A 23,561-nucleotide genomic window follows, 5' to 3' on the forward strand; every position below is an offset into this window, starting at 1 on the left:
GATTCAAAAATTGGTTTCAGCAGTAAACAAAAATTCCCCGGATTGCTCCAGGGAAAAATAAGTGTCAAAATCTATAATTTTTTATAGTGGTGTGGAATGATGTTATATAAAAAGAAAAAATGGACGTATCAAATTACTCACTATTTTATGAAATGTGACTTTTTGTGGTTTCTTTTCTTGCTTCCTTCTCTGCCGCTTCTATTTTTACAGGATTATGACTAAATTTGGATGAATAATTTCTAACATCATTTATGAAAGCTACGATTGTTCCTGAAGAGCTTATTGGTGCTCCCTATTATCGAAATTACCTTTCCGTTGATTCCATCAATCTGGTAGAATCCTGCTCTCATAATATTGCTGAACAGAAAGGAGGAATGTTTTTAAAAGACCATATGCTGCTTTTTGTACTGCAGGGTACCAATTGTATTACTCACGGAAAGCAAAAATATACGGTTAACAAGAATGAGATGGTTCTTTTAAAGAAAAATATCAGTATCACCTATGATAAGACGAGTTCTTCTGAAAATGGAGAAATTTATGACAGTATGATGTTTTTTTTGAAAGAAGAGTTTATTTCTGATTTTATTAAAATGGCAGGAATAAAGACAATGAAAACTGAGCGGCTTGCCAATGTGAATGTAAAACCTGTACATGAACCTCTGCTCTCATTTGTAGCCTCTATAAAAGGCCATTTCACTGCACCGGAAAAAGTTGACAAACGATTGGTCAAAATGAAAATAATGGAACTGCTTTTTGATTTGGCACAGGTAGATAACAACCTGCTTTTACAGCTTATTCAGCTTAAAAAACAATTTATTACAGATATTACTTCCGTAGTTGAAGAAAATTATATGAGTCCTTTAAAGCTGGAAGATCTGGCGTATTTATCAGGCAGAAGTCTTGCCAGTTTTAAAAGAGATTTTAACAGGATATACAAGGTTTCTCCTGCACAGTTTATAAAAGAAAAGAGGCTGAATAAAGCAAAGGAATTGCTGATGTCTACAGACTGGCCCATCAATGAAATATGTTATTCTGTAGGCTTTGAAAATATTTCCCATTTTTCAAGAGTATTCAAAATATATTCCGGGAAATCTCCTGCTGATTTCCGGAAAGAAAATATACAGTGATGGCAATCCACTGTATGTTAATTTGATTATATGAATGTTTTAAATACTTTCCACATTTCTTCGGCAAAAATTTCCGGTTCTTCAAACGCTGCAAAGTGTCCCCCTTTGTCCACATGGTTCCAATAAAATAAATTGTTCCATGCTCTTTCTGCCCATTTTCTTGGTGGAGAAAAGGTTTCTGAAGGAAATAATGTTGCTGCCATGGGGATTTTGATGACTCCTGTTGTTGCCTTAAAGAAATCATGAGTACGGATAGTATTCCCGAAGCATTCCCAATATAGACGGGATGCGGATGTCCCTGTTTTAGTGAACCAATAGAGTGAGATATCATGAAGCATCTTGTCCATTGAAAGAGCATCTTCAGGCTTTCCATTATTATCAGTCCATTCAGCAAATTTTTCAGATATAAAAGAAGCTAAAGCTAAGGGAGAATCATCTAATGCATATCCTATCGTTTGAGGTCTGGTATTCATGATATCTGCATAGCCGGCCTTTTTATCAATATAATTTTCAATATGCTCTATTGCTTTTTGTTCTTCAGAGTCAGGATTTTTGGGATAGACATCCGGTACTACAAAAGGAAGGTTAACATGTGCTGCCTGCAGACCATGAGGTTGCATATCCGCCAGAGCATGTGTAACAGACGAACCAAAATCTCCGCCTTGTGCCACCCATTTCTGATAGCCCAGTTTTCCTGTCATCAGATGGGCATACGCTTTAGCAATACGTACCGTGTTCCATCCTAAATCTTTTGGTTTCTCCGAAAACCCAAATCCGGGCATTGACGGTATTATCACATGGAATGCATCTTCTGCTTTTCCTCCAAATTGTGTAGGATCTGTAAGACGTTCTATCACCTCTATAAATTCTACAACCGAACCCGGCCACCCATGGCTTAATAAGATAGGTATAGCTTTTTTATGAGGAGATTTAGCATGAATAAAATGAATATCAACATTGTCAATATTGGTCTTATATTGGGGAAACCGGTTTAAACGCATTTCAAATTTCCTCCAGTCATAATCGTTCTTCCAGTACTTTATCAGTTTTTTTGCGTATTCCAATGGGACACCTTGAGACCAGTCATTCACCAGTTCTTTATCCGGCCATCGGATTTGTTCAAGGCGTTTTTTCAGGTCCAGAATATCACTTTCAGGGATATTCACTCTAAACGGCTTTATTCCCGGTATAGGGTCTGGAAACAGAAAGCTTATATTGTGGGGCTGGGAGAATCTTTCTGATTTTCGAAGGATACTTTTACCAGATTTACCCAGTAGCGTAAGTGGTGCAGCGAGCATCAAACTCGCTGCAGCCAATGTACTGTTTTCCAGAAATGTTCGTCTACTTATTTCTTTTTCTTTCATAGATTCTAGAGATCAGTTTACTTTATTTTCATCGGCTTATAAAATTATGATCTAAACCCTTTAAATGCTTTCCACATTTCTTCGGCAAAAATTTCCGGTTCTTCAAACGCTGCAAAGTGTCCCCCTTTTTCTACATGATTCCAATAAAAAATATCAGACCATGCCTTCTCTGCCCATTTTTTAGGAGGTGTAAAAGTTTCTGCAGGAAACAGGCTGGCTCCCATAGGCAGTTTTATCACTCCGGAGGCCTCTCTTGATGCTGCAAAGAAATGATGAGTCCGTATAGTACTTCCCACTCCTTCCCAATATAGACGAGCAGCAGAAGTTCCCGTACCTGTAAACCAATATAGGGAGATATCATCGAGCATCTGGTCCATGGAAAGAGCATCCTCAGGTTTCCCATTATTATCGGTCCATTCCCAGAATTTTTCATAAATGAATGTTGCCAGTGCCAATGGAGAATCATTTAATGCATACCCTATCGTTTGAGGTCTTGTATTCATAATATCGGCATAACCTGATTTATTATTCAGGTAATCTTCGATTCCATCTATAGCTTTTTGTTCTTCAGCAGTAGGATTTTTTGGATATTCGTCGGGTACTACAAAAAGTAAGTTGACATGAGCTGCCAATAATCCTTCTGGCTGCATATCTGCCAGAGCATGGGTTACAGCCGAACCAAAATCTCCTCCCTGGGCTACCCATTTCTGATAGCCTAGTTTTTCTTTCATCAGTTTATCATATGCACTGGCAATACGTCCTGGATTCCATCCCAGCTCTTTCGGTTTATCTGAAAAGCTGAAGCCAGGCATAGCAGGAATAATAACATGAAAAGCATCTTCCACTTTTCCTCCGAATCCGGTAGGATCAGTAAGGCGTTCAATGACATCCATAAATTCAATTATGGAACCAGGCCAGCCATGGCTTAATAGTAAAGGCAATGCATCAGGATGAGGTGATCTGGCATGAATAAAGTAGATCCCTACGCCGTCGATGAGCGTTCTGTATTGTGGAAACTGATTTAAACGGGTTTCGAACTTTCTCCAGTCATATTCATTTTTCCAGTATTCTATAAGTTTTTTCGAGGCCTCTAGCGGAACTCCCTGAGACCAATCATTAACGAGCTCCTGATCCGGCCATCGGATTTGTTCCAGACGCTGCTTGAGATCAACAATAGCAGTTTCCGGTATATGGACGGTAAATGGGGTAATATCTTCGGTTGCTTCCGGCAACACAAAATAGGAATGAATCTGTTGAGACATTTTTTTTATTAAGTTTTAAATAGTTGTGATTATTGTTAAAATTATATTGATTTTTAAGGATTTCACCCAGATGATCATGGTGTGAATTTCAGATGATTAGATTAGTGAGTTACCCGTATCATTTTACGGTTGATAAATTCGCCAATACCCAGTTCTGAAAGTTCTCTACCAAAACCTGAATTTTTAATTCCTCCAAAAGGCAGATGGGGAGCATCGGTAAAACAGGAGTTGATATACACCATACCCGATTCTATTTTTGCCGCAACCTGTTGAGCATGTTCTATATCTTCATCAAATATATATCCGCCCAGCCCATAGTCGATGTCATTGGCAAGATGTATCGCCTGTTCTTCACTGTCTACAATATAAAAGGACAATACTGGACCAAATGCTTCCTGTTTGTACAGCGGATTTTCTTTGGATATATTGGTAATAATAGTAGGTTCTAGGTAAAATCCAGGTCTCTCTACCCGCTTTCCGCCAAACACTATGTTTCCACCCGCAGATTTTGTATCCTCTATCTGTTTTAATAATCCCTGAAGAGCTTTTTCACTCGCCAAAGGACCCAGCGTTGTAGATTCATCATTCGGATCACCAACTTTGATGGCTGCAAAACGTTCCTTCAAAAGTGCCAGCATTTTTTCTCCACGCTCCTTTCCTACAACAATTACTCGTTTTATATTTACACAGCCCTGTCCTGAATTGTATGTTCTGCCCATAACAATCTGTTCTGCAGCATAATCTAAAGACGCACCTTCCAAAACTAAAGCCGGGTCACTGCCGCCTAATTCAAGAATCACTTTTTTAAGGTTTCTACCGGCTCGCTCACCCACTGATGTTCCTGCGCGTTCACTCCCTGTAAGAGTAACACCTCTTACCCTTGAATCGTCAATGAGGCTGCCTATCTGATCAATACTACAAAACAGATTGGTATAAACACCATCAGGAATTCCCGCTTCTTTAAACAGTTCAGCGAAAGCGAGCGCACACTGGGGAACATTTTCAGCATGCTTCATGAGGACTACATTTCCTGCGATCAGCTGTGGAACGGCCACTCTGGCTAGCTGATAATAAGGAAAATTCCATGGCTCAATTGCAAGAATTACTCCTAAAGGTTCAGAAATGATAACGGCCTCTTTTTCTTCTTCAATGATCTTAGGAGCCAGCATTTTTTCAGCGTGAGCTGCATAATAATCAAATATACCCGTCACCAGATCAACTTCTAAATAGCTGAATTGAGCTATTTTACCCATTTCTAAAGTGGCAAGTTTCGCAAAATAATCTCTTTTTTTCTTTAGGATTTCTCCGGCTTTTTTCACCAGGGCGATTCTCTCAGAAACAGTGCGCCATTTCCAGTCTTTCTGAAAACGGGTGTCTGCATCATGAACCAGCCCGGATATTTCAATATCTGTTTGATTCGGGAATTCCTTTATAAATTCACCTGTAGCGGGGTTAATTGTATGAAATTTCATTGTTTATGTATTTATGATGAGATGGAATTATTGATCTGAAAGACACTATTTTTATCCTTGTGCAGCAATAGCTACATCATTCCATTCTTCCCATGTTTTGATTTTTTCCGCATACTCTTTTTTGGTTTTGTTGAGCCCTATTTTTCCCAGGAATAAGCGAAGAGGCGGGTTTATAGTGTCTATTAATTTCAGAATAACAGGAACTGTAGCTTTGGGATCTCCATAATCATGCGCAGAAACCCCTTCAATCTCATGAAGTTTTGATTTTACATTGTCATAAGCTGGTATTTTTTCACCAAGAACTGCAGACGAACCTCCAAACTCGGTATTATATCCGTTGGGCTCCAGCATTGTTATATGAATCCCAAGTTCTTTTACTTCTCCTGCCAATGCTTCGCTAAGTCCTTCAACAGCGTATTTTGTTGCATTATAAATGCCTAATGTTGGAATACTATAAATGCCTAATACACTGGATAATTGTATAATATGTCCGTGTTTTTGTTCTCTTAGTATTGGTAATACTGCCTGTGTTACCCATAATGTTCCAAATACATTGGCTTCAAATACATCTTTTACATCTTTTTCGGGCACTTCTTCAATAGCACCAAAAACGCCATATCCTGCATTGTTAATCACCACGTCGATAGTGCCAAAATAATTTTTTGTATACTGAACGGCCTCAAATACCGCTTTTCTATCAGTTATATCCAGAGGGATTGCAAGCAGTTGACCTGGATATTGTTTGGAAAGACAGCTCAGGGATTTTGCATCTCTTGATGTGGCAGCTACATTATCTCCTCTTTTTAGGAAAGCTTCTGTCCATAGTTTTCCAAACCCTTTGGAAACACCTGTTATAAATATTGTTTTACTCATTTTTTATAAATTTTAAGCAATACAAATGTACAGGACGAATTTCTGTTACAGTTTTCAAATCAGCTCATTTGTTTTGATATAACAGCTCAATTTATATTGAATATTGTATTCTGAGCTATACTGTCCAAAATTATCATTAGTAGCAGAAATACTTTCTCAAAGAGTAAATATTGGTCTCATCTTACTGCATTTACATGTAAAATAAATTATCATTATTTTTGAATTGATAATTCTAATATCACGGATTTGAAACTACCACGCTCCTATTACTCCAATCAAGATGTTCTTTTTCTGGCTCAGGATCTTTTGGGAAAAGTACTTTTTACCAAAATCAATGGTGAAACAACAGCCGGAATTATTGTAGAAACAGAAGCCTACTTTGGCGTTAAGGATAAAGCTTCCCATGCCTATGGAGGCAGACTTACAGACCGTACAGAAACATTATACAGTCATGGCGGTGTATCTTATGTGTATCTATGCTATGGGATTCATCATCTTTTCAATGTGGTGACTTCAGTGCAGGATGACCCTCATGCCGTTCTTGTGAGGGCTATAGAACCTTTAATTGGAAAAGAAATTATGGAACTCAGAAGGAATATGTCAGCTTCTAAACCTTCTATTTCTGCAGGTCCCGGATCAGCAGCGAAAGCATTAGGAATTGACCGGACATTCAATAAAAAAGATCTGGATGGACATGAGATCTGGATTGAAGACCATGGGATTTCATATCCTCAGTCTGAAATCATTGCAGGTCCTCGTATTGGTGTTGCCTATGCACAGGAAGATGCGCTTTTACCCTGGCGTTTTTTTGTGAAAGGAAATAAATATGTGAGCAAACCCAATAAAGTATAAATATCAGGATTCATGAACCGAATGATAAAACTCTTTATAATACATCACCAGACTGTCAAGAGAGAACCCCCGGTTCAGCCCACTTGTATTGGGCAAAACCCAGACTTTTGCCCCACAAAAATCTTCTGACTGCTCTCCCCAAAGAATTTCTTTTTTCTTAGAAAATGCCTTGTAAGCTGCTTTACCGAGAAAAGCAATATATTTCGGCTGGTACTTTGTTATTTTCAGTTTAAAACTTTCAAGAGATTCATCAAATTCCTCCTTTGAAAGTTCATCTGCACGAGAGGTTGCTCTGGCCACAGCTGTGGTTAGTCCATATCCAAAATCAAGAAGAGAAGTATCATTCACCGCTTCTATTTCATAGGATGTAAACCCTGCCTGATGCAGTACTTTCCAAAAACGATTACTCCTTCCTGAAAAATGGTGACCGTCATTGGATGATTTTAAGCCAGGATTAATTCCACAAAAAATAATGTTGAGATGCGTTGAAATAATGTCTGTCAGCATAATGATATTAAGTTACTTCGAGGTATAAAGGTATCACTTATTTGTGTTATCCAATTCCATTATATCATATGAAACGGTTCATCTTCGGTAAAATACATTCTATCTCTGTTTTTTACCGGATCACATAGTTTGTAGGGCTGATTATAAATTGGTAATGATAATTTTGTACCGTAAAAGCAATGAATTTTCTTTAAAAGATTTTCATTCTCAATATCATTAAAACAGAAATAGTATGAACTGGATTGCATTAATTATCGCAGGGATTTTTGAAATCGGATGGCCATTAGGACTTAAACTATCCCAACAGCCGGAAAATAATAAATGGAGCTGGATCATTTTTTCGATTCTATGTATGACTGTCAGTGGTGGATTTCTTTGGTATGCTCAAAAAAGTATTCCTATAGGAACGGCATATGCAGTCTGGACAGGAATTGGTGCAGTAGGAACTTTATTGGTGGGTATTCTTTTTTTTCAGGATTCAGCCAGTATCTTAAGGTTATTGTCTGCATTACTGATTGTTGTAGGGATTATTGGTCTTAAGTTATTTTAAACAAAAAATTGGCTTAGGATGATTAAACATCTTAAGCCAAAGCAGTATTCAACATTCAAATCATAAACTATCTCTATTTATATTGGTCGCCCTTTGACGGGGTGGTTTTGAACAGGATTTCACTTCTCAATCCTAAAGCTCTATCAATGGCTTATAAGTTCTTCCCACGGGAAGTTGTTTTCCATTGATCTGAATAATATTGGCAGATTTTACTTCTATTTTTGATCTTGATATGATATAAGATTTATGAATGCGGGCAAACATTTTGGGATTTAGAATTTCCTCCATTTTACTAATTGGCATTTTAAAAGTGAAAATCTCTGTCTTTGTATGAATATGAATGTATTCTCTTAAACTTTCAATATAAAAAATATCCTGGAGAATAATTTTAACCTTCTTTTTACCACTGTTCATGAAAATAAAATCACGTTCGTAAACTTCGAGTAAAGCATCATCTGCTTCCATCAAATGCTTGAATTTTCCAATAGCAGTCAAAAAACGCTCATAAGGGATGGGTTTCATCAGATAATCTGCAATATCAAGCTCATAGCCTTCTACCGCATACTGATGATAAGCAGTTGTAACAATCACAAAAGGAGGATTTTTTACATTTCTGAGAAAATCAAAGCCTTTTACTACCGGAAGATGGAGATCAAGAAACATTAAATCTACATCATGAATACTTAAAAGACTGCTGGCATATACTGCATCTGCACATTTTCCTACGAGATTCAGTTCCGGATCTCTGGAAATGAAATTTTCCAGGATATCTGCAGCAATAGGTTCATCTTCTACAATAATACAGTTGTATCTTTTAGTGGCTGGTTGTATCATAGAAATCAATGGTTAAAGTTACACTATAACGGTTATTCTTATCTTCTACAGAAAGCGAATGGTTGGGATAAAGCAATTCTAGCTGTCTGCGTATATTTTTCAGACCTATTTTTGTAGAATGCTCATGGGGCTGTTTCTGCTTGGAGTTTTCTATGAAATAAGTAAGGATTCCGTTTTTTAATCGGATATCTACGGTAATGAATGCTTCTCCCAGACTTTCGAAAACACCATGTTTAAAGGCATTTTCTACAAACTGTATCAATATCAGAGGTGAAATTTTCTGAAAAGGATTATCAATATCTTCTATAAAACTAACGGTAAGCTGATGGTAACGAATCTTCTGAATCTGGATGAAATCTTTAATATTTTCAATATCCTTGGTTAGAGAAATCTTTTTTTCTGCAGCTTCATAAATATTATACCGCATTACTTTGGAAAGCTGAAGAATAACATCTGGAGTTTCATCTGCTTTTTTCAGAGCCATTCCGTAAATGTTATTAAGCGTATTGAAAAGAAAATGAGGGTTGATCTGTGCCTTCAGCATGGTAAGCTCCTGATCCAGTTTTTCAGCTTTTAATTGAGAGATCTGTTCTTTAAGTACATTCTTTTGCCGTGTAATTTCAACCCCAAAAATAAGGCCTATCATAAAAATCAGATCCATAAAAGAATTAAAAACCACATAGCCATTGATAAATCCTGAAGTATGCTTTCCGTCCAATGTCTCTGTAACGCCATAGATATACGGATATATGATATAATGGGTTAAAAACCGGTGACCCAAAACAGATGCTGTTACAATGAAAATACAGAAAATATATTTAAAAATAAGTTTAAGATCCACCTTTTCATATACATACAGCAAAGCATACGCTAATGGAATTTTCACAAAAAGATATCCGAGCTCCAGCATAAATGTATTCTGAAGTCTTATCTGCCATTTGAAATCCGGAAACTGATATCTGGACCAATAAAAGTCAAGGTAAACCTCCAGAATATAATACAATATCCAAAAAAACAAATGAATCCGCCATTTGGATTGACTGTCTGATTTCAAGCTTATTATGATTTAAAAGTACAAAGTACTATTTGTTCTCTCAAATATAAAAAATAAGTCTATCAAATGGACGTAACCATCTATAAACTATCAGTTTTGATTATGAGCGGTAATAATGTTGGAGGAAAAACAGATGATTTATGAAGGTCTAAATTTTCTTTTTACTCATAAAATGCAAAGAAACTTTGGGGTACATAAGATTCAAAAAGCAGAAGATCAGTAATACATTGAATTCAATACCATTCGTTCCTCCACCTACCACAAACCATCCATTTTGCCAATGGACATAATAGATTCCCAAAATGAAAATCAGAATATTACAAACAGCTATTGGTTTGATGTATCTATCAATCCAGATTAATGGTACTGATAAAAGATGAATCAGTTTTACTATCCATGCTATATAAATTCCTACAGGATTGAAACCTAATCCATTCAGGTATATCTGTCCAAAATCATTCACATCCCCACTGAAAATGGAAATCACACTATGCATCAGTAAGATCACTGAAAGCGCAAAACGAAGGTAGAAACTCTTTTTCACAGAAACAAAATTAGAATACAAAAACAGGGATTCAATATTTTGTATATCAACAACTTTGAAATCAGTATAAAAGTTTTGTTTCGTGGTAATCATAACCTTTATTATTGAACGCTATTTTAATGAGATATTAAATTTTACACATATTTCAATATAAAGTGATTTAATTGGTAAATTTTATTATATTTACGTCCAGATACAATGATGAGTTCCCTCATGATCATTACTATATCTTTACAGATATTTTAAATGATTAAGGCAAGATTCTAATACACAAATACTTCTATCTTTTTCAATTAAAAAAGAGTGGTAAAATAACTTACCACTCTTTGTCTTATATCCGGAAAAAAACTTTCTTAATTCTGTGTCAGGCTTTTCTTAATGAAATCTTCAAGTTCTTTACCATGAAGGTTTTTAGCTACAATAGTTCCCTGCCCGTCAATAATGACATTAAAAGGCAGTTCTTCTATTTCATAAAGCTTTGCAACAGGGCTTTTCCAGAATTTTAAATCACTGATCTGTATCCACGTAATCTGAAATCTGTCAATGGCTTTCTGCCAGCTTTCTTTATTCTTATCCAAAGAAACACCTACTATTTCAAACTGATTATTTTTTATCTGTTCGGAGTAGGTATTGTACATTGTTTTCAACTGAGGTTGTTCCTCTACACATGGAGCACACCATGTTGCCCAGAAGTCGATCAGAACCAGTTTTCCTTTTAATGCTGAAAGAGAAAATGAAGTTCCATCTGCCTTTGTCATTGTTATTTCAGGAGCTTTCTTCCCTACTTCTATGGTGTTCTGGGCAGAAATATATCCTGAAAACAGTATGAAAAATAATATTGTTAAAGAGTTCTTCATATTAATCATTTGTAGGATAATTTTTATCCAGCCAATCTGTTTTGATGTTTTTCGGAAGATTTAAAAGCTTTGCATTTGTGAAGCCCAATTCCATTAACAATGCAAATGCAGGACGGATATTAGGACATTTTACAAAAGGACAGCAACCGCAATAGATCACAATTTCTCTGTTCTTAGGAATATCTTTAAGATAATTTCTCAGTTTTTCCAGATTTTCAGGTTCATGAGTCGGTCCGATGTCTACAGAACCTTTCACAATAGCTTCAGGTCCTACCGAAATGATGACCAGATCTTTTGTTTTATTCTTTTCAATTCTGGTAGCCAGTAACGCAGGATCCATTAGCTGGCTGTCTTTCCATGGATCCTGTTTTTGCTGTGCCTGACTGAATATGGAACAAACCAGGCAGGCAATGATAAACAAATACTTCATTCTTCTATTTTTCACAAAGATAAGTTGAAAACTTCAGAGTTCAGGGCTGATTACTCAAAGCAGGCTTATTTAAATTTTTAATATTAAATCCGATTCCGAATAATTTTATACATTTATCTAACGTATTGTTGAATCAAAACACGCTTAACAATGGAAGAAAAATTCCAGCCCGATGCAATTATTATCGGAACCGGACTGGCAGGGCTTACCGCGGCGATGGAAATTACCAATGCCGGAAAAAAAGTATTGCTTCTGGATCAGGAAACAGAGCAGAATATCGGCGGACAGGCATTCTGGTCATTTGGAGGATTATTTTTGATTAATTCTCCCCAGCAAAGAAGAATGGGAATTAAAGATTCTTATGAGCTGGCACTGCAGGACTGGAAAGGTACCGCTGGTTTTGACCGTCCCGAAGATTACTGGCCCCGCCAGTGGGCTGAAGCTTATCTGAAATTTGCTGCCGGTGAAAAGTACGATTATATTTCCAAACTGGGAATCAGGCTGATGTTTATGGTTGGCTGGGCAGAACGTGGTGATGGATCGGCAACGGGTCATGGAAATTCCGTACCCCGTTTTCATGTGAGTTGGGGAACAGGAACTGGCGTGATAAAACCTTTTGTTGAAAAAGCTTACAAAGCTCAGGAAAAAGGTCTGCTTCAGATGAAATTCAGACATCGCGTAACTGAAATTATTACAGAAAATGATAAAATAAAAGGTCTTAAAGGAGATATTCTGGAAAATGATACCCTGGAAAGAGGTGCTGCAACCAACAGAAACGTTATCTCCACATTTGAATATTCAGCTCCAAATATTATTATTGCTTCCGGAGGAATTGGTGCCAATCATGACCTGGTAAGAAAAAACTGGCCGGAAAGATTGGGCAAGGCACCTGAAAACATGGTTTGTGGTGTTCCGGCCTATGTGGATGGTAAAATCATAGGCATTGCAGAAAATGCAGGTGCTCATATCATCAATCCGGACAGAATGTGGCACTACACGGAAGGCTTACAAAACTGGAATCCAATCTGGCCCAACCACGGAATCCGCATATTGCCGGGGCCATCATCGCTATGGTTTGATGCTAAAGGTGAACGTCTCCCCGCTCCTTTTCTTCCGGGATTTGATACGCTGGGGACTTTACAGTATATCCAGAAAACAGGGTTTTCTTATTCATGGTTTATCCTTACACAGAAAATTATCAAAAAAGAATTTGCCCTTTCAGGTTCGGAGCAGAATCCGGATATCACCAATAAAGATTATGCTCTTTTTCTGAAAAGGATTTTTGGGAAAAAGGCACCCGCACCTGTAGAAGCTTTTAAAGAACACGGTAAAGACTTTATTGTTTCAGATAATCTGGAAGATCTGGTTAAAAGAATGAATCAACTGGCAGGAAATAACCTGTTGAAATATGAAAAGATAAAATCACAGATTGAAGCCAGAGACCGCGAACTCAACAATAAATTTTCAAAAGACACCCAGATAAATTATATCCGGAACACCCGAAATTATTTAGGAGATAAACTGGGACGTGTAGCGGCACCACACAAAATTTTAGATCCGGAAAACGGACCTTTGATTGCGGTACGTCTTAATATTTTAACCAGAAAAACGTTGGGCGGAATAAAAACCAATCTGAATGGTCAGGTATTGAGAGAGGATGAAAGCATCATTGAAGGATTGTATGCTGCAGGAGAAGCTGCGGGCTTTGGCGGTGGCGGAATGCACGGCTACAGAGCTCTGGAAGGAACATTTTTGGGAGGCTGCATCTTTTCAGGAATGAAAGCCGGACAATATATTGCCCGACTTTAAAATTAAATACTAATGAATATGAGTAATTATTTTAATCATAAAGTCATTTGGATTACAGGTGCATCATCAGGCATTGGAGAAGCTTTAGTGAAAGAGCTTTGCAGGAACAGCAATGCAAAAATTATTCTTTCTTCCAGAAAAGAAGAACAGCTTCATTCCGTTGCTGAGAAATCTTGTTTGAGCAGAGACAGATATGCGGTCATCCCTTTAGATCTTAAAAATTATAAAGAAATGCCTTCCATTGCAGCAAAAGCAAAAGAAAAATTTGGAAAGATTGATATTCTGATCAATAATGCCGGAATGTCACAGAGGTCGTTAGCCATGGAAACCGATATTGAAGTAGATAAACAGCTTATCGATATTGATTATATAGGAACAGTAGCTCTTACAAAGGCTGTTTTGCCTTATATGATCCGAAATAAAGGAGGACAGATTGCCGTTGTATCAAGTCTAATGGGAATTTTCGGTGCTCCTATGCGAAGCGGATATGCCGGTGCAAAACATGCTTTACATGGATTTTTTGATGCCTTGAGGGCAGAATTATTCAGCCAGAATATTAAGATTACGGTGATCTGTCCGGGTTTTATTCAGACTGATATTTCTATTAATGCTGTTACCGGGGACGGTTCATTACAGGGCACGATGGATGATGCTACGAAGAATGGCATGCCCGTAGATATCTTCGCAAAAAAAATGCTTTATGCCATAGAGAAACAGAAAAGACAACAAGCGATAGGCGGTAAAGAAGTGATGGCTGTTTACCTGAAACGATTTTTTCCAGGCTTATTAGCGAAAATAATCCGTAAAGCTAAGGTGGTGTAAAGAAAAAGCATCATTCAAGAAGAAATGATGCTTTTAATAAATATAATGAAGAATGTGTTTTAAAAGGTCTTTACCAGGCCTATACCCACTATTTTATTCTGATAAAATGGCATTACCATGGTGGATGAAAGCGAAGTCTTAACTTTATTTTTTCCTCGTAATAAATTATCAATTTTTGGAAACAGCCAATATGCCAGTTCTGTAGAAAGAATTCCAAATCCGGCTCCTGCTATGACATCTCCCAGCCAATGTTTATCATTCAGCATTCTGTAAACTCCGGTGAAAATTGCAAACGGATATCCTGAGATACTGAGCCAGAAATTGGTGTCTTTATATTCCCGGAACATAAATTGTGCTGAAGAAAATGCCGTGGCAGCATGCCCTGAAGGAAAAGACAACGTATTAGAACCGTCCGGTCTTTCCTCTTTGACCAGATACTTTAAAGGCATAGTAAAGGCAGCCGCAATCAGTTGTGACGAAGCGTAAATAATGGTTCGGTCTCTCAGATTATGTTTTCCTTTTATCCCGATTGCATTAAGTCCATATACCATTACTGCCGGAGCATATTGGGTATAATTATCCAGTTGTATCTGTTTAGGCTGATGTTCGTTGATTTCAACCTTTGTGGATAGATTAAGCTGCTTCAGATTCTTGATGGAAAGACCTGCTACTCCGTAGGTAATAAATGCGCCAGGAATGATCAGGCTTTTATAGTTAAGTGTGTTTTTTTGAACTTCTTTTGTGCCAATGCTATCGTCTACATATTGTTGAACACGTATCGTGTCATTGGTGTTCTGAGCATTGATCCGGCTTACCACTGAGCTCAAAATCATTACGTAAACCAGCGTTTTTTGAAACTGTTTTTTCATTTTAAATTCCATTTAAAATTATCCGATTCTTTGTTAAAATTTATAGCTGTATCCCAAACGAACCACCTGGGTTTCGTAGTAATCATTGCTGGTATAAGCAAATCCGTTGCCTTGTACAGACTTCTTGATCACCATTGTATTAAGCAGATCTGAAGCATTTAAAAAGAGTTCCCCTTTCCCTTTCTGAATGGCTTTTTTCACGCCTGCATCCACTGAGAATCTTGATTGTATTCTTCCCTGAGGAATAATATCCGGAGCCAGATACACCAACGTAAACTGCATATCTAACCCTTTTGAGCAGTGAAAAACATTGTTCATCTTAACATTCCCCGAGATAGCGGTTTGCTGGTCTGCGGAGAATGTATTAGGCTGGGGATACAGATTTTGTACAGTAAATGCATTAATCTGATTACGGTATATATTTCCGTTGACATTCAGGGAATAAACATCCGATACTTTTTGGTTCCAAATTGTTTCAAATCCTGTATTATAGCTCTTTCCTGCATTTTGAAAGATGGCATAAATAAGGGTGCTGCCCGGAACAATACTAGAAATCCTGGTGATCGTTCCGTTGGCAAAACGGTGGTATAATGCAGAATATAAATATCCGCTATTCCAATTGTGCTTATATCCAAGTTCAATAGAGTTCGTAAACTGTGGACGTAACGCCGGATTACCAACCTTAATAATCTCTGCATCATCATATTTCGGAAAAATCCTGATATCCACTTCATTGGGGCGGTCTACCCTTCGGTTGTAGAAAACAGAGAACTTATTACGGTCATCAAGCTTATATGCCAGCCTGAAATTCGGGAATGGTTGGGTGTAGTTGTATCCGTCACTTTTATAGGTAGGATGATTAGGATTTACATCATACTGAATTTTCACATATTCTAATCTAAGTCCCAATTCTGCTTCCCATTTTTCATTTTCAAAAATATAATTTCCATAGACGGCAGGAATAAATTCTTTATAATCAGCCTTTCCACCCGCTGAAACATCCAGAACAGAATTGGTTCCCGGAATAAAATTCATATTGGTAGGAATACTTCTGTTTCTCAACTTAATTCCTGTTTCTACTCGTCCATATTTCAATGGTTTTACATAATCTATATTGAAATCGTATACCTGTTCATCTGATAATAGTTTAAACGCATCAGTTCCTGTAGAAGACGGCAGATAATTATCATAGAAATATTTTTCATCCTCTCTATGGAACGTATAGTTGAATCCCACGTTCAACACATGTCCGGCTTCTTTGAATTTATGCTGATAAGAGGCTGTTCCCATCACGGTTGTTTTCAGCTCATCCTCCAAAAACTGCCACAGACGCAGGCGTTGAGACTTATCTCCATTGAAAAATGGCTGATCTCCTCTGTCGATAATTTTTTCACTTCCGTACATTCCTGAAATGGTTAAGGTATTTTGAGAATCAATATTCCAGTCTATTCCGGCCTTAGTGGTTAAGAAATTGGTGTTTCTGTTTCTTTTCAGCTGGGAAATAATAATTGTTCCGTCATCATAAGTACGGGTTACAAATTCATTCTTGTTAAGGGTTTCTGTATAAAGATTATCTGCCTGTAAGAATATATTGACCTTGTTTTTTCTGTAATTCACAGACAGTGATGGATTAATTTTAGGCGTAAGAGTATATTGTGGTCTTATAGTGGGAAGATTTTCCTTTCTCACCCAAAGTGAGCCTAAACCTGTGGTGAATCCTGCTTTTCCGTTCCATCCGTTCTGTTTATTTTTTTTCATGATAATATTGATGATTCCGGCATTTCCATTCGCATCGTATTTCGAGGAAGGATTGTTGATAATTTCAATTTTATCAATCGCAGAAGCAGGAATATTATCCAATCCGGTCTGGCTTCCAAAACCGGTGAGAGCTGTCTGTTTGCCATCAATCAGAACGGTTACTTTATCGTTTCCTCTCAATTGTACTTTACCGTCCTGAACCGTAATTCCCGGAAGATTCTGCATGCTTTGTAATACAGAACCACCACTTTGGCTGATGTTATCTGCTACAGAATAGGTTTTCTTATCCAGACGGCTGTCTATTTCATTCTTTTTGGAAGCTGTAATGGCAATCGCCTCTATTTTGTTTTCTGTTTCCTGTTGCGGAACTAGCTCAATGGCAGGAATTTCCAGAAACTCAGAAAGACTTCCTATAAAAACGGGCTGTACTTGCGTATGATATCCTGTGAGTGAGGTTTCCAGAAGATAATGATCTGGTTTTATTCCGGTAAGAGAAAATCTTCCTTCTTCATTGGTAATTGTTCCGGCTGTAAAAGTGCTGTCTTTTTCTTTCTTTAAAATAATATGAGCATAGGGTAATGCCGTTTTGTCGATACCTGTGATCCTTCCTGAAGCGGTTACAGAAGCGGTCTGGGCAGAAACAAGAGAAGAAACCATCATACAGGTTGGAAAAAATAACAGGGCTGTCTTATTCATTCTTCTAGTTTTATTTTCTTTAAAATATTTTTTATTATAACAGGTGTTGGATTATTCGTTTTGAAGGGGCAATTCCCGGCTGTGTTTTCTTTGTGAAATGATGATCATCAATACCATCAGAGCAAGAGATATGAGAGATGCATTGAGAGTTCCCATATCCAGTCCTCCCTTCGCTAAAGGTTTGGTTAAAAGATCTCCGAAAGTAGCACCAAATGGTCTGGTAAAAACAAAAGCAATCCAGAACAGCAACACATGATTGATCTTCGTGAAATAATGAATCAATACGACTATTAAAATAATGAGTCCTGTAATCAAAGCTCCGGTCATATATCCCAGTCCTAAATTATCACTCAGAAAATCTCCGAAAGCAGTTCCCAGGCTGTTGGAAAATAAAATGGCAGTCCAGTAATACAGTTCTTTATTCTTTTCAAAAATGGGATAAACCTCAAGATTTCCATATTTTTTGTACCATAAAAACAAAGAAAGCAAGAGCCCGGAAAGTAGAATTAAACTACCAGTCAGATAGCCGGTTTTCAGAGTTCTGTCGATGCAGTCAGAGATTTCCGTTCCTAAAGTGGTTGTTCCTATAATCACCATCCAATAGACGGCTGGTATATATTTTTTCACACCAAGCTGCACGGATAAAATGATGACAAAGAACACCAAGGTAATCAGACTACCTGCTACGTAGCCCAGATGAAGCGTCATAGAAATAAAATCTCCTAAAGTCTCTCCTAATGTGGTGGCAACAATTTTCATGAGCCAGAATAGAAGGGTTACGGATGCAACTTTGTTTACAGTTTTCATTTTCTAAATACAATTTATACCTCAGTATGTTTTCAATACAAAGGTGCAAACCGATTTAGAAGAAATTTAGAATTATGGGAAACCGGGATTTTTTTAACTATAATTTAACAGAGAAAATATGGTGTTGATTTTCAAACCTGTAATTAACAGACCTCTTATGAAACCTGCAGATTTCCTGAATGATAGATAAGCCTAGCCCGCTTCCGCTATTATCTGTTGAAAGTTTTGAAAATCTTTTGAATAAGAAATCTGTATTCAGTTTCTCAGTCCCTGAATTGGAAACCTCAAAAACAGAATGGGTAAGCTGTACGGAAATGCTGCCTCCTACAGCTGTATGACGAATGGCATTGATTAAAAGATTGTTGATTAATATTTCTGCCAGAATATTGTTTCCTCTTACCTGTACCTCATTTGTGATGTGTTCTGTAACTGAAATATTTTTTTGCTCAAAATGTTCTCTGAGAATATCAATGCTTTGATGAAGCAAAAGATCCAGCGAAATAATTTCCGAGCTGTCGAACTGGTTATTATCAATTTTAGCAAGCAGCAAAAGGTTTTTATTGATACGGGAACTTCTTGTAAGCGCCCTGTTCATATCTTCTGCAATGCGGTATTGCTTTTCAGTAAGGTTTTGATCCTGAAGCAAAATGTCCAGTTTGTTTTTAATAATAGCTAGTGGAGTCTGCAGTTCATGGGAAGCATTTTCGGTAAATTCTTTCTGGGTTTTGTAAGTAGAAACATTTCGTTCTATGAGTTTGTAAAGAGACTGATTGAGTTCTTCAAATTCAGCAGTATCAGAAGCTGGAAATTCTATCGTACTCTGGCTGTTAAGATTGAAAGTTTTCAGCTGATCCAGTGTACTTCTGAACGGCTTCCAGACAGACGATGAAAGTTTTCTGTTAAGATATAAAAGTCCAAGAACAATCACTACGAAAAAAAAGATGGTAATTAGGGCAATAACGGCTATGGTTTCATGAGATTCCTCAATATTGGTTTGTATAGTAAAAAGATAAGGTTTGCCATGAATATAAATTACTTTTTTAAGACATCTGTAACGCTCTTTTTTCTGTTCCGAAATAAAAGGCAGATGCTTTTCGTAAGTATAAATACTGTCCTGTTTTACCTGACTGGGAGAAATTCTTTCAATACTGGTTTCGGGCTGAATATGATTCCATAATTCAAGGCTTTTGTTCAATGCTTCTTCAGAAAGTTGTAACTGATTGAATTCATAAGCCGTTTTCTCTACAATAATCTGATTATGCTCATCCAGCTCATTTTTCCAGATCGTATCCACCACAAAATAATAGACAGGAATACTGATCATCAGTACAATAAGTACGTAGATCAAAAAGGGTTTGGTAGTTTTGGTGAGTAGAGGCTTCACAATAATGATGAATTATAAATTATGAGTTATGATTTATTTTTTGTTGTAATGATGATGCTTCGGATTATTTTTAATATTTCTGTAGCTTCATTATTGATGCTTTCATATTCTGTGGATGATAAATAATCTGTCTGAAACAAAAGCTCAATCCAGTAAATAGATTCATCACATTCTTTTTGAGCAACAGCCAGTTTATGAATAAAATCTGCTTTACTTTCAGCATTTTGTGATTCTCTTACTAAGGCTCCTACTGCTGTTCCGCTTCTTAAGAGCTGTTTACTCAGAACATATTCATTCTTAGTGGCTGTAAGATATTTATAAAGATTAATAATCCTTATAGCAAAACCAAAACTTTTATCTTTCAGCACATTTTTCTTTTCACTCATAATAATTCATCATTTATAACTCATCATTCATAATTACTCTAGCTTTCCCACTTATACCCCGTTCCATACACCGTTTTAAGATAATGCCCGCATCCTGCATCATAGAGCTTTTTCTTAAGATTTTTTACATGAGCATAAACAAAATCATGATTGTCCAGCATATCTGCGAAATCCCCGGAAAGATGTTCCGCAAGGGTACTTTTGGAGATGACTTTATTTTTGTTACCAATAAAATAAATTAAAAGATCAAATTCTTTCTTTGTCAGAGAAATCACTTCATCATTCACTGCCACAGTTTTGGCCCATAAATCGATTTGAAGCTCATTTTGTTTTACCACATTGGAACTACTGAACTGTTTTCGACGGATAATAGAATATACTCTGGCCATAAGTTCAGAAAGATGAAATGGCTTAGTAAGATAATCGTCAGCGCCCAGTTTTAGTCCTTCAATTTTATCATCAAGGGCATTTTTAGCGGAAATAATAATTACTCCGTCCTGTTTCTGTTGCTTTTTTAATTCTTCCAAAATGACAAGTCCATTTCCGTCCGGCAGCATAATGTCCAGTAAAATACAGTCATAGTCGAATGTTTCTATTTTGCTCATAGCTTCACCAAATGTGCTTGCAGATTCACAGAGGTAATTTTCTCCGGACATATATTCGGAAATACTTTGAGCAAGTGCTGCTTCGTCTTCAATGATAAGAATTTTCATGCGATAAAACTATCATTAAATTTAGAAGAAATTTTGAATTTAAATCATTTAAAGAATAAAAAATGAAAATATGTTATCTCTCCGGAATCTGCGCCTTCTCATAGATCAGTCCTTCATTTTTCAATTCTTTCCAGAATTCAGAAGGAATAGTAGTGTTAAGAGCCTGCAGATTGTCTTTCACCTGCTCAGGCCGGCTGGCTCCAGGAATAATAGAAGCAAATTCGTCGGCTGCCAGTACAAAATGAAGGGCGGCATCAATAAGGCTTATATTGTATTTTTCAGCAAGAGAACTCATTTTTTTCCGCTTGTCATACATTCCTTTTGGAATTACATCTTTATAATTATAACGTTCTCTTCCTGCTATATATCCTGAATTATACCCTGCTCCCGAAACCAGTTTTACCCCAGCATTTTTAACAGTCGGAAGAAGGCGGTCCACAGCATCTTCGTGTTCAAGAATAGAATATTGTGTGGCCGAAAGACAGATATCCGGATCAGCAGATTCAATACAGTCTAAAATAGGTTCTATCTTATTAACACCCATTCCCCAGGCTTTTATTACTCCTTGATCACGAAGCTCAGAAAGTATCTTAAAAGCACCGTTTCTCGCCTGCTTCAGAAAATAAGGATAACGATCTCCTACCTGATCTTCAGAAAGGTCATGGACATAAACAATATCAATATGACTCAATCCGGTTCTTTGAAGGCTGTCTTCAATAGATTTCTGTACGGCGTCGGCTGTATAATCATGCAGGAAGTCGTAATCAAGAGGTTTTTTCCACATGGTTGGAGGAACATCAGATTCAGGAACCTGATGAAAAAGCCTTCCTACTTTGGTTGAGAAAATAAAGTCATCCCTGTCTTTATCTTTAAGGAAATTTCCAAATCTTCGTTCACTTTTGGTCAATCCGTACCATGGAGAAGTATCATAATACCGGATTCCGATATCCCAGGCTGCCTGTAGTATTTCATGAGCCTGTTCATCTGTAATATTTTCAAAAGCTGTTCCTATTGCTACACCCCCTATTCCCAGTTGGTGCTTTTCGGTTAAAATGTGTGATTTCATATATGAAATATTTAAAGTGTTGGATGATCAGTAAAGTACAAACATCGTGCTGGCACTGAATGAAACGTTAAAAAGAAAATACCTGTTGAAACCTGAAATTCTTAATGAGAGCTAATATTAAGGCTGTTTTGGCAATTTATAGATTATGTTAAATATTTGTTTTGTCGTTCTTTTGGTCTTGTTATTGAATGAAATTCAGTACACCATTTCAAATAATCACATACTATGAAAAAGCACATTCTAATCGTAGGAGGAGGATTTGCGGGTATTAATCTTATCAAGTCTCTTCAGAATGATAAAAGGTTCAGAATAACGCTGGTTGATAAAAACAATTATCATTTTTTTCCGCCGCTTATCTATCAGGTAGCTACTTCGTTTATAGAAGCTTCCAATATCAGCTATCCTTTCAGAAAACTGTTTTCAAATAATAAAAATGTGAAATTTCACATGGGAAGCCTGATCAGAGTACATCCGGAAAATAAGACAATAGAAACAGATACCGGAAATCTCAGCTATGATTATCTGGTGCTGGCATTGGGCACAGAGTCTAATTTTTTCGGAATGGAAAATGTAAAAAAGTGTGCTCTTCCGATGAAAAATATAGAAGAAGCTCTGTATCTCAGAAATCATATTCTGCTGACTCTGGAAGAAGCCGCTAGAAATAAAGACATTAAAGAAGCCGAAAAACTTCAGAATATTGTGATTGCCGGAGGCGGACCTACTGGAGTAGAACTGGCAGGTATGCTTGCGGAGATGGGAAAATATATTGCCCAGAAAGAATATCCGGAAATCAAGCTCGGACTTTCTAATCTCTATCTTATTGATGCCTTGCCTACTTTACTTTCGCCCATGAGCCAGCTGGCTCAGAAAACGGCTTATGATAAGTTGAAAGAATTAGGAGTGAAAATCCTTTTGAATGTCTCAGTAAAGGATTATACAGACGGCAAAGTTATTTTGAGTGACGGAAGCTCTATTGAAACGGAAACCCTGATCTGGACTTCAGGAGTTATTGGAAAAGAAATCCCAGGATTACCGGAAGAAACTATTGGAAAAGGCAGAAGAATACTGGTGGACGACTATAATAAAGTAACCGGAACTACCAATATTTATGCGTTGGGAGATATTTGTCTGATGCTTTCAGAAGAAAAATATCCTAAAGGACATCCTCAACTTGCTCAGGTCGCCATTCAGCAAAGTAAAAGCCTCGCTGCCAATTTTAAACGGATAGAAGATGGAAAAGTGCTGGAGCAATTCAGGTATAATGACAAAGGAAGTATGGCCATTATTTCTAAATACAATGCGGTAGTAGATCTTCCGAAAAATTCCTTTAACGGTTTTATAGCATGGCTTACCTGGCTTTTCATCCACATCATTCCGCTGGTAGGGTTTAAAAATAAACTTCAGCTGGCCATGGACTGGTTCAGATTATTTATTACCAATAACCCATCCATCAGGCTTATACTTTTTCCAAAAAGAAATACAGAAAACGGATCATGATAAAAAATAAGAACACTTAAATCCATCA

General features: G+C 37.1%; 23 protein-coding genes. 6 read left to right on the forward strand and 17 right to left on the reverse strand.

Going from position 1 to position 23,561, the window contains the following annotated elements:
- The first annotated feature begins 251 nt into the window (after positions 1-251).
- Complete coding sequence (locus tag A1704_RS00610) at positions 252-1,127, forward strand: helix-turn-helix domain-containing protein (protein ID WP_062669467.1); 876 nt, start codon at positions 252-254, stop codon at positions 1,125-1,127.
- 26 nt (positions 1,128-1,153) lie between these two features.
- On the opposite strand, the gene A1704_RS00615 is transcribed toward A1704_RS00610, so the two are convergent.
- From A1704_RS00615 to A1704_RS00630, 4 genes are all read right to left on the reverse strand, one after another.
- The gene (locus A1704_RS00615; protein WP_202967934.1) at positions 1,154-2,491 is read right to left on the reverse strand and encodes an epoxide hydrolase family protein; all 1,338 of its coding nucleotides are present in this window, start codon (positions 2,489-2,491) and stop codon (positions 1,154-1,156) included.
- 44 nt (positions 2,492-2,535) lie between these two features.
- On the reverse strand, positions 2,536-3,753 hold the full coding sequence (locus A1704_RS00620) for an epoxide hydrolase family protein (protein WP_062669469.1): 1,218 nt from the start codon (positions 3,751-3,753) through the stop codon (positions 2,536-2,538).
- A 101-nt stretch (positions 3,754-3,854) separates the two neighbouring features.
- Positions 3,855-5,225 carry an NAD-dependent succinate-semialdehyde dehydrogenase gene (locus A1704_RS00625; protein WP_062669470.1) on the reverse strand — a complete coding sequence of 457 codons (1,371 nt, stop codon included), beginning with the start codon at positions 5,223-5,225 and terminating at the stop codon, positions 3,855-3,857.
- A 51-nt stretch (positions 5,226-5,276) separates the two neighbouring features.
- The gene (locus tag A1704_RS00630; protein WP_062669473.1) at positions 5,277-6,098 is read right to left on the reverse strand and encodes an SDR family NAD(P)-dependent oxidoreductase; all 822 of its coding nucleotides are present in this window, start codon (positions 6,096-6,098) and stop codon (positions 5,277-5,279) included.
- Between the two features lie 246 nt (positions 6,099-6,344).
- Here A1704_RS00630 and A1704_RS00635 point away from each other — a divergent pair, with 246 nt between their 5' ends.
- A complete protein-coding gene (locus A1704_RS00635) occupies positions 6,345-6,950 on the forward strand; it encodes a DNA-3-methyladenine glycosylase (RefSeq protein ID WP_062669475.1) in 606 nt (201 codons plus the stop codon).
- Positions 6,951-6,953: 3 nt separating this feature from the next.
- Here the strand turns inward: A1704_RS00635 and mug are convergent, their stop codons facing one another.
- Positions 6,954-7,457: a G/U mismatch-specific DNA glycosylase gene (gene mug / locus A1704_RS00640; RefSeq protein WP_062669477.1), complete on the reverse strand. Its 504-nt coding sequence runs from the start codon at positions 7,455-7,457 to the stop codon at positions 6,954-6,956.
- Positions 7,458-7,689: 232 nt separating this feature from the next.
- On the opposite strand from mug, the gene A1704_RS00645 reads away from it, so the two are divergent.
- Complete coding sequence (locus tag A1704_RS00645) at positions 7,690-8,007, forward strand: DMT family transporter (RefSeq protein ID WP_062669479.1); 318 nt, start codon at positions 7,690-7,692, stop codon at positions 8,005-8,007.
- Between the two features lie 132 nt (positions 8,008-8,139).
- On the opposite strand, the gene A1704_RS00650 is transcribed toward A1704_RS00645, so the two are convergent.
- The 5 genes from A1704_RS00650 to A1704_RS00670 form a co-directional block, all read right to left on the reverse strand.
- The gene (locus A1704_RS00650) at positions 8,140-8,841 is read right to left on the reverse strand and encodes a LytR/AlgR family response regulator transcription factor (protein ID WP_062669481.1); all 702 of its coding nucleotides are present in this window, start codon (positions 8,839-8,841) and stop codon (positions 8,140-8,142) included.
- Entirely contained in the window at positions 8,822-9,895 is a 1,074-nt protein-coding gene (locus A1704_RS00655) for a sensor histidine kinase (protein WP_062669483.1), read from the reverse strand. Before A1704_RS00655 ends, A1704_RS00650 begins: the two co-directional genes overlap by 20 nt.
- 148 nt (positions 9,896-10,043) lie before the next feature.
- Positions 10,044-10,439 carry a DoxX family protein gene (locus A1704_RS00660; RefSeq protein ID WP_082798723.1) on the reverse strand — a complete coding sequence of 132 codons (396 nt, stop codon included), beginning with the start codon at positions 10,437-10,439 and terminating at the stop codon, positions 10,044-10,046.
- A gap of 353 nt (positions 10,440-10,792) precedes the next feature.
- Entirely contained in the window at positions 10,793-11,296 is a 504-nt protein-coding gene (locus A1704_RS00665) for a TlpA family protein disulfide reductase (protein ID WP_228436646.1), read from the reverse strand.
- A gap of 1 nt (position 11,297) precedes the next feature.
- On the reverse strand, positions 11,298-11,726 hold the full coding sequence (locus A1704_RS00670) for a hypothetical protein (RefSeq protein WP_062669488.1): 429 nt from the start codon (positions 11,724-11,726) through the stop codon (positions 11,298-11,300).
- A gap of 150 nt (positions 11,727-11,876) precedes the next feature.
- Between A1704_RS00670 and A1704_RS00675 the strand changes: the two genes are divergently transcribed.
- Positions 11,877-13,535, forward strand: a complete 1,659-nt coding sequence (locus tag A1704_RS00675; RefSeq protein WP_062669490.1) for an FAD-binding dehydrogenase — start codon at positions 11,877-11,879, stop codon at positions 13,533-13,535.
- Between the two features lie 18 nt (positions 13,536-13,553).
- Positions 13,554-14,357: an SDR family oxidoreductase gene (locus A1704_RS00680; RefSeq protein ID WP_062669492.1), complete on the forward strand. Its 804-nt coding sequence runs from the start codon at positions 13,554-13,556 to the stop codon at positions 14,355-14,357.
- 59 nt (positions 14,358-14,416) lie between these two features.
- On the opposite strand, the gene A1704_RS00685 is transcribed toward A1704_RS00680, so the two are convergent.
- The 7 genes from A1704_RS00685 to A1704_RS00715 form a co-directional block, all read right to left on the reverse strand.
- On the reverse strand, positions 14,417-15,226 hold the full coding sequence (locus A1704_RS00685) for a phosphatase PAP2 family protein (protein WP_062671518.1): 810 nt from the start codon (positions 15,224-15,226) through the stop codon (positions 14,417-14,419).
- 33 nt (positions 15,227-15,259) lie between these two features.
- Positions 15,260-17,680 carry a TonB-dependent receptor domain-containing protein gene (locus A1704_RS00690; protein WP_062669495.1) on the reverse strand — a complete coding sequence of 807 codons (2,421 nt, stop codon included), beginning with the start codon at positions 17,678-17,680 and terminating at the stop codon, positions 15,260-15,262.
- A 51-nt stretch (positions 17,681-17,731) separates the two neighbouring features.
- Positions 17,732-18,487, reverse strand: coding sequence for a COG4705 family protein (locus tag A1704_RS00695; protein WP_062669497.1), 756 nt, complete (start codon positions 18,485-18,487; stop codon positions 17,732-17,734).
- 97 nt (positions 18,488-18,584) lie between these two features.
- Positions 18,585-19,871, reverse strand: a complete 1,287-nt coding sequence (locus A1704_RS00700) for a sensor histidine kinase (protein WP_062669500.1) — start codon at positions 19,869-19,871, stop codon at positions 18,585-18,587.
- Between the two features lie 26 nt (positions 19,872-19,897).
- Complete coding sequence (locus tag A1704_RS00705; RefSeq protein ID WP_174525188.1) at positions 19,898-20,257, reverse strand: four helix bundle protein; 360 nt, start codon at positions 20,255-20,257, stop codon at positions 19,898-19,900.
- A 38-nt stretch (positions 20,258-20,295) separates the two neighbouring features.
- Positions 20,296-20,970, reverse strand: coding sequence for a response regulator transcription factor (locus A1704_RS00710; RefSeq protein ID WP_062669504.1), 675 nt, complete (start codon positions 20,968-20,970; stop codon positions 20,296-20,298).
- A 73-nt stretch (positions 20,971-21,043) separates the two neighbouring features.
- Complete coding sequence (locus A1704_RS00715; protein WP_062669506.1) at positions 21,044-22,036, reverse strand: aldo/keto reductase; 993 nt, start codon at positions 22,034-22,036, stop codon at positions 21,044-21,046.
- 225 nt (positions 22,037-22,261) lie between these two features.
- On the opposite strand from A1704_RS00715, the gene A1704_RS00720 reads away from it, so the two are divergent.
- Complete coding sequence (locus tag A1704_RS00720; protein ID WP_062669508.1) at positions 22,262-23,533, forward strand: NAD(P)/FAD-dependent oxidoreductase; 1,272 nt, start codon at positions 22,262-22,264, stop codon at positions 23,531-23,533.
- Positions 23,534-23,561 lie beyond the last annotated feature (28 nt).

The sequence above is a fragment of the Chryseobacterium cucumeris genome (assembly GCF_001593385.1).
GTDB lineage: Bacteria > Bacteroidota > Bacteroidia > Flavobacteriales > Weeksellaceae > Chryseobacterium > Chryseobacterium cucumeris.

Coding starts and splice junctions, on each gene's coding strand:
- A1704_RS00610 (WP_062669467.1), top strand. CDS start 252: ATGAAAGCTACGATTGTTCCTGAAGAGCTTATTGGTGCTCCCTATTAT.
- A1704_RS00615 (WP_202967934.1), bottom strand. CDS start 2,491: ATGAAAGAAAAAGAAATAAGTAGACGAACATTTCTGGAAAACAGTACA.
- A1704_RS00620 (WP_062669469.1), bottom strand. CDS start 3,753: ATGTCTCAACAGATTCATTCCTATTTTGTGTTGCCGGAAGCAACCGAA.
- A1704_RS00625 (WP_062669470.1), bottom strand. CDS start 5,225: ATGAAATTTCATACAATTAACCCCGCTACAGGTGAATTTATAAAGGAA.
- A1704_RS00630 (WP_062669473.1), bottom strand. CDS start 6,098: ATGAGTAAAACAATATTTATAACAGGTGTTTCCAAAGGGTTTGGAAAA.
- mug (WP_062669477.1), bottom strand. CDS start 7,457: ATGCTGACAGACATTATTTCAACGCATCTCAACATTATTTTTTGTGGA.
- A1704_RS00645 (WP_062669479.1), top strand. CDS start 7,690: ATGAACTGGATTGCATTAATTATCGCAGGGATTTTTGAAATCGGATGG.
- A1704_RS00650 (WP_062669481.1), bottom strand. CDS start 8,841: ATGATACAACCAGCCACTAAAAGATACAACTGTATTATTGTAGAAGAT.
- A1704_RS00665 (WP_228436646.1), bottom strand. CDS start 11,296: ATGAAGAACTCTTTAACAATATTATTTTTCATACTGTTTTCAGGATAT.
- A1704_RS00670 (WP_062669488.1), bottom strand. CDS start 11,726: ATGAAGTATTTGTTTATCATTGCCTGCCTGGTTTGTTCCATATTCAGT.
- A1704_RS00675 (WP_062669490.1), top strand. CDS start 11,877: ATGGAAGAAAAATTCCAGCCCGATGCAATTATTATCGGAACCGGACTG.
- A1704_RS00680 (WP_062669492.1), top strand. CDS start 13,554: ATGAGTAATTATTTTAATCATAAAGTCATTTGGATTACAGGTGCATCA.
- A1704_RS00685 (WP_062671518.1), bottom strand. CDS start 15,226: ATGAAAAAACAGTTTCAAAAAACGCTGGTTTACGTAATGATTTTGAGC.
- A1704_RS00690 (WP_062669495.1), bottom strand. CDS start 17,680: ATGAATAAGACAGCCCTGTTATTTTTTCCAACCTGTATGATGGTTTCT.
- A1704_RS00695 (WP_062669497.1), bottom strand. CDS start 18,487: ATGAAAACTGTAAACAAAGTTGCATCCGTAACCCTTCTATTCTGGCTC.
- A1704_RS00705 (WP_174525188.1), bottom strand. CDS start 20,257: ATGAGTGAAAAGAAAAATGTGCTGAAAGATAAAAGTTTTGGTTTTGCT.
- A1704_RS00710 (WP_062669504.1), bottom strand. CDS start 20,970: ATGAAAATTCTTATCATTGAAGACGAAGCAGCACTTGCTCAAAGTATT.
- A1704_RS00715 (WP_062669506.1), bottom strand. CDS start 22,036: ATGAAATCACACATTTTAACCGAAAAGCACCAACTGGGAATAGGGGGT.
- A1704_RS00720 (WP_062669508.1), top strand. CDS start 22,262: ATGAAAAAGCACATTCTAATCGTAGGAGGAGGATTTGCGGGTATTAAT.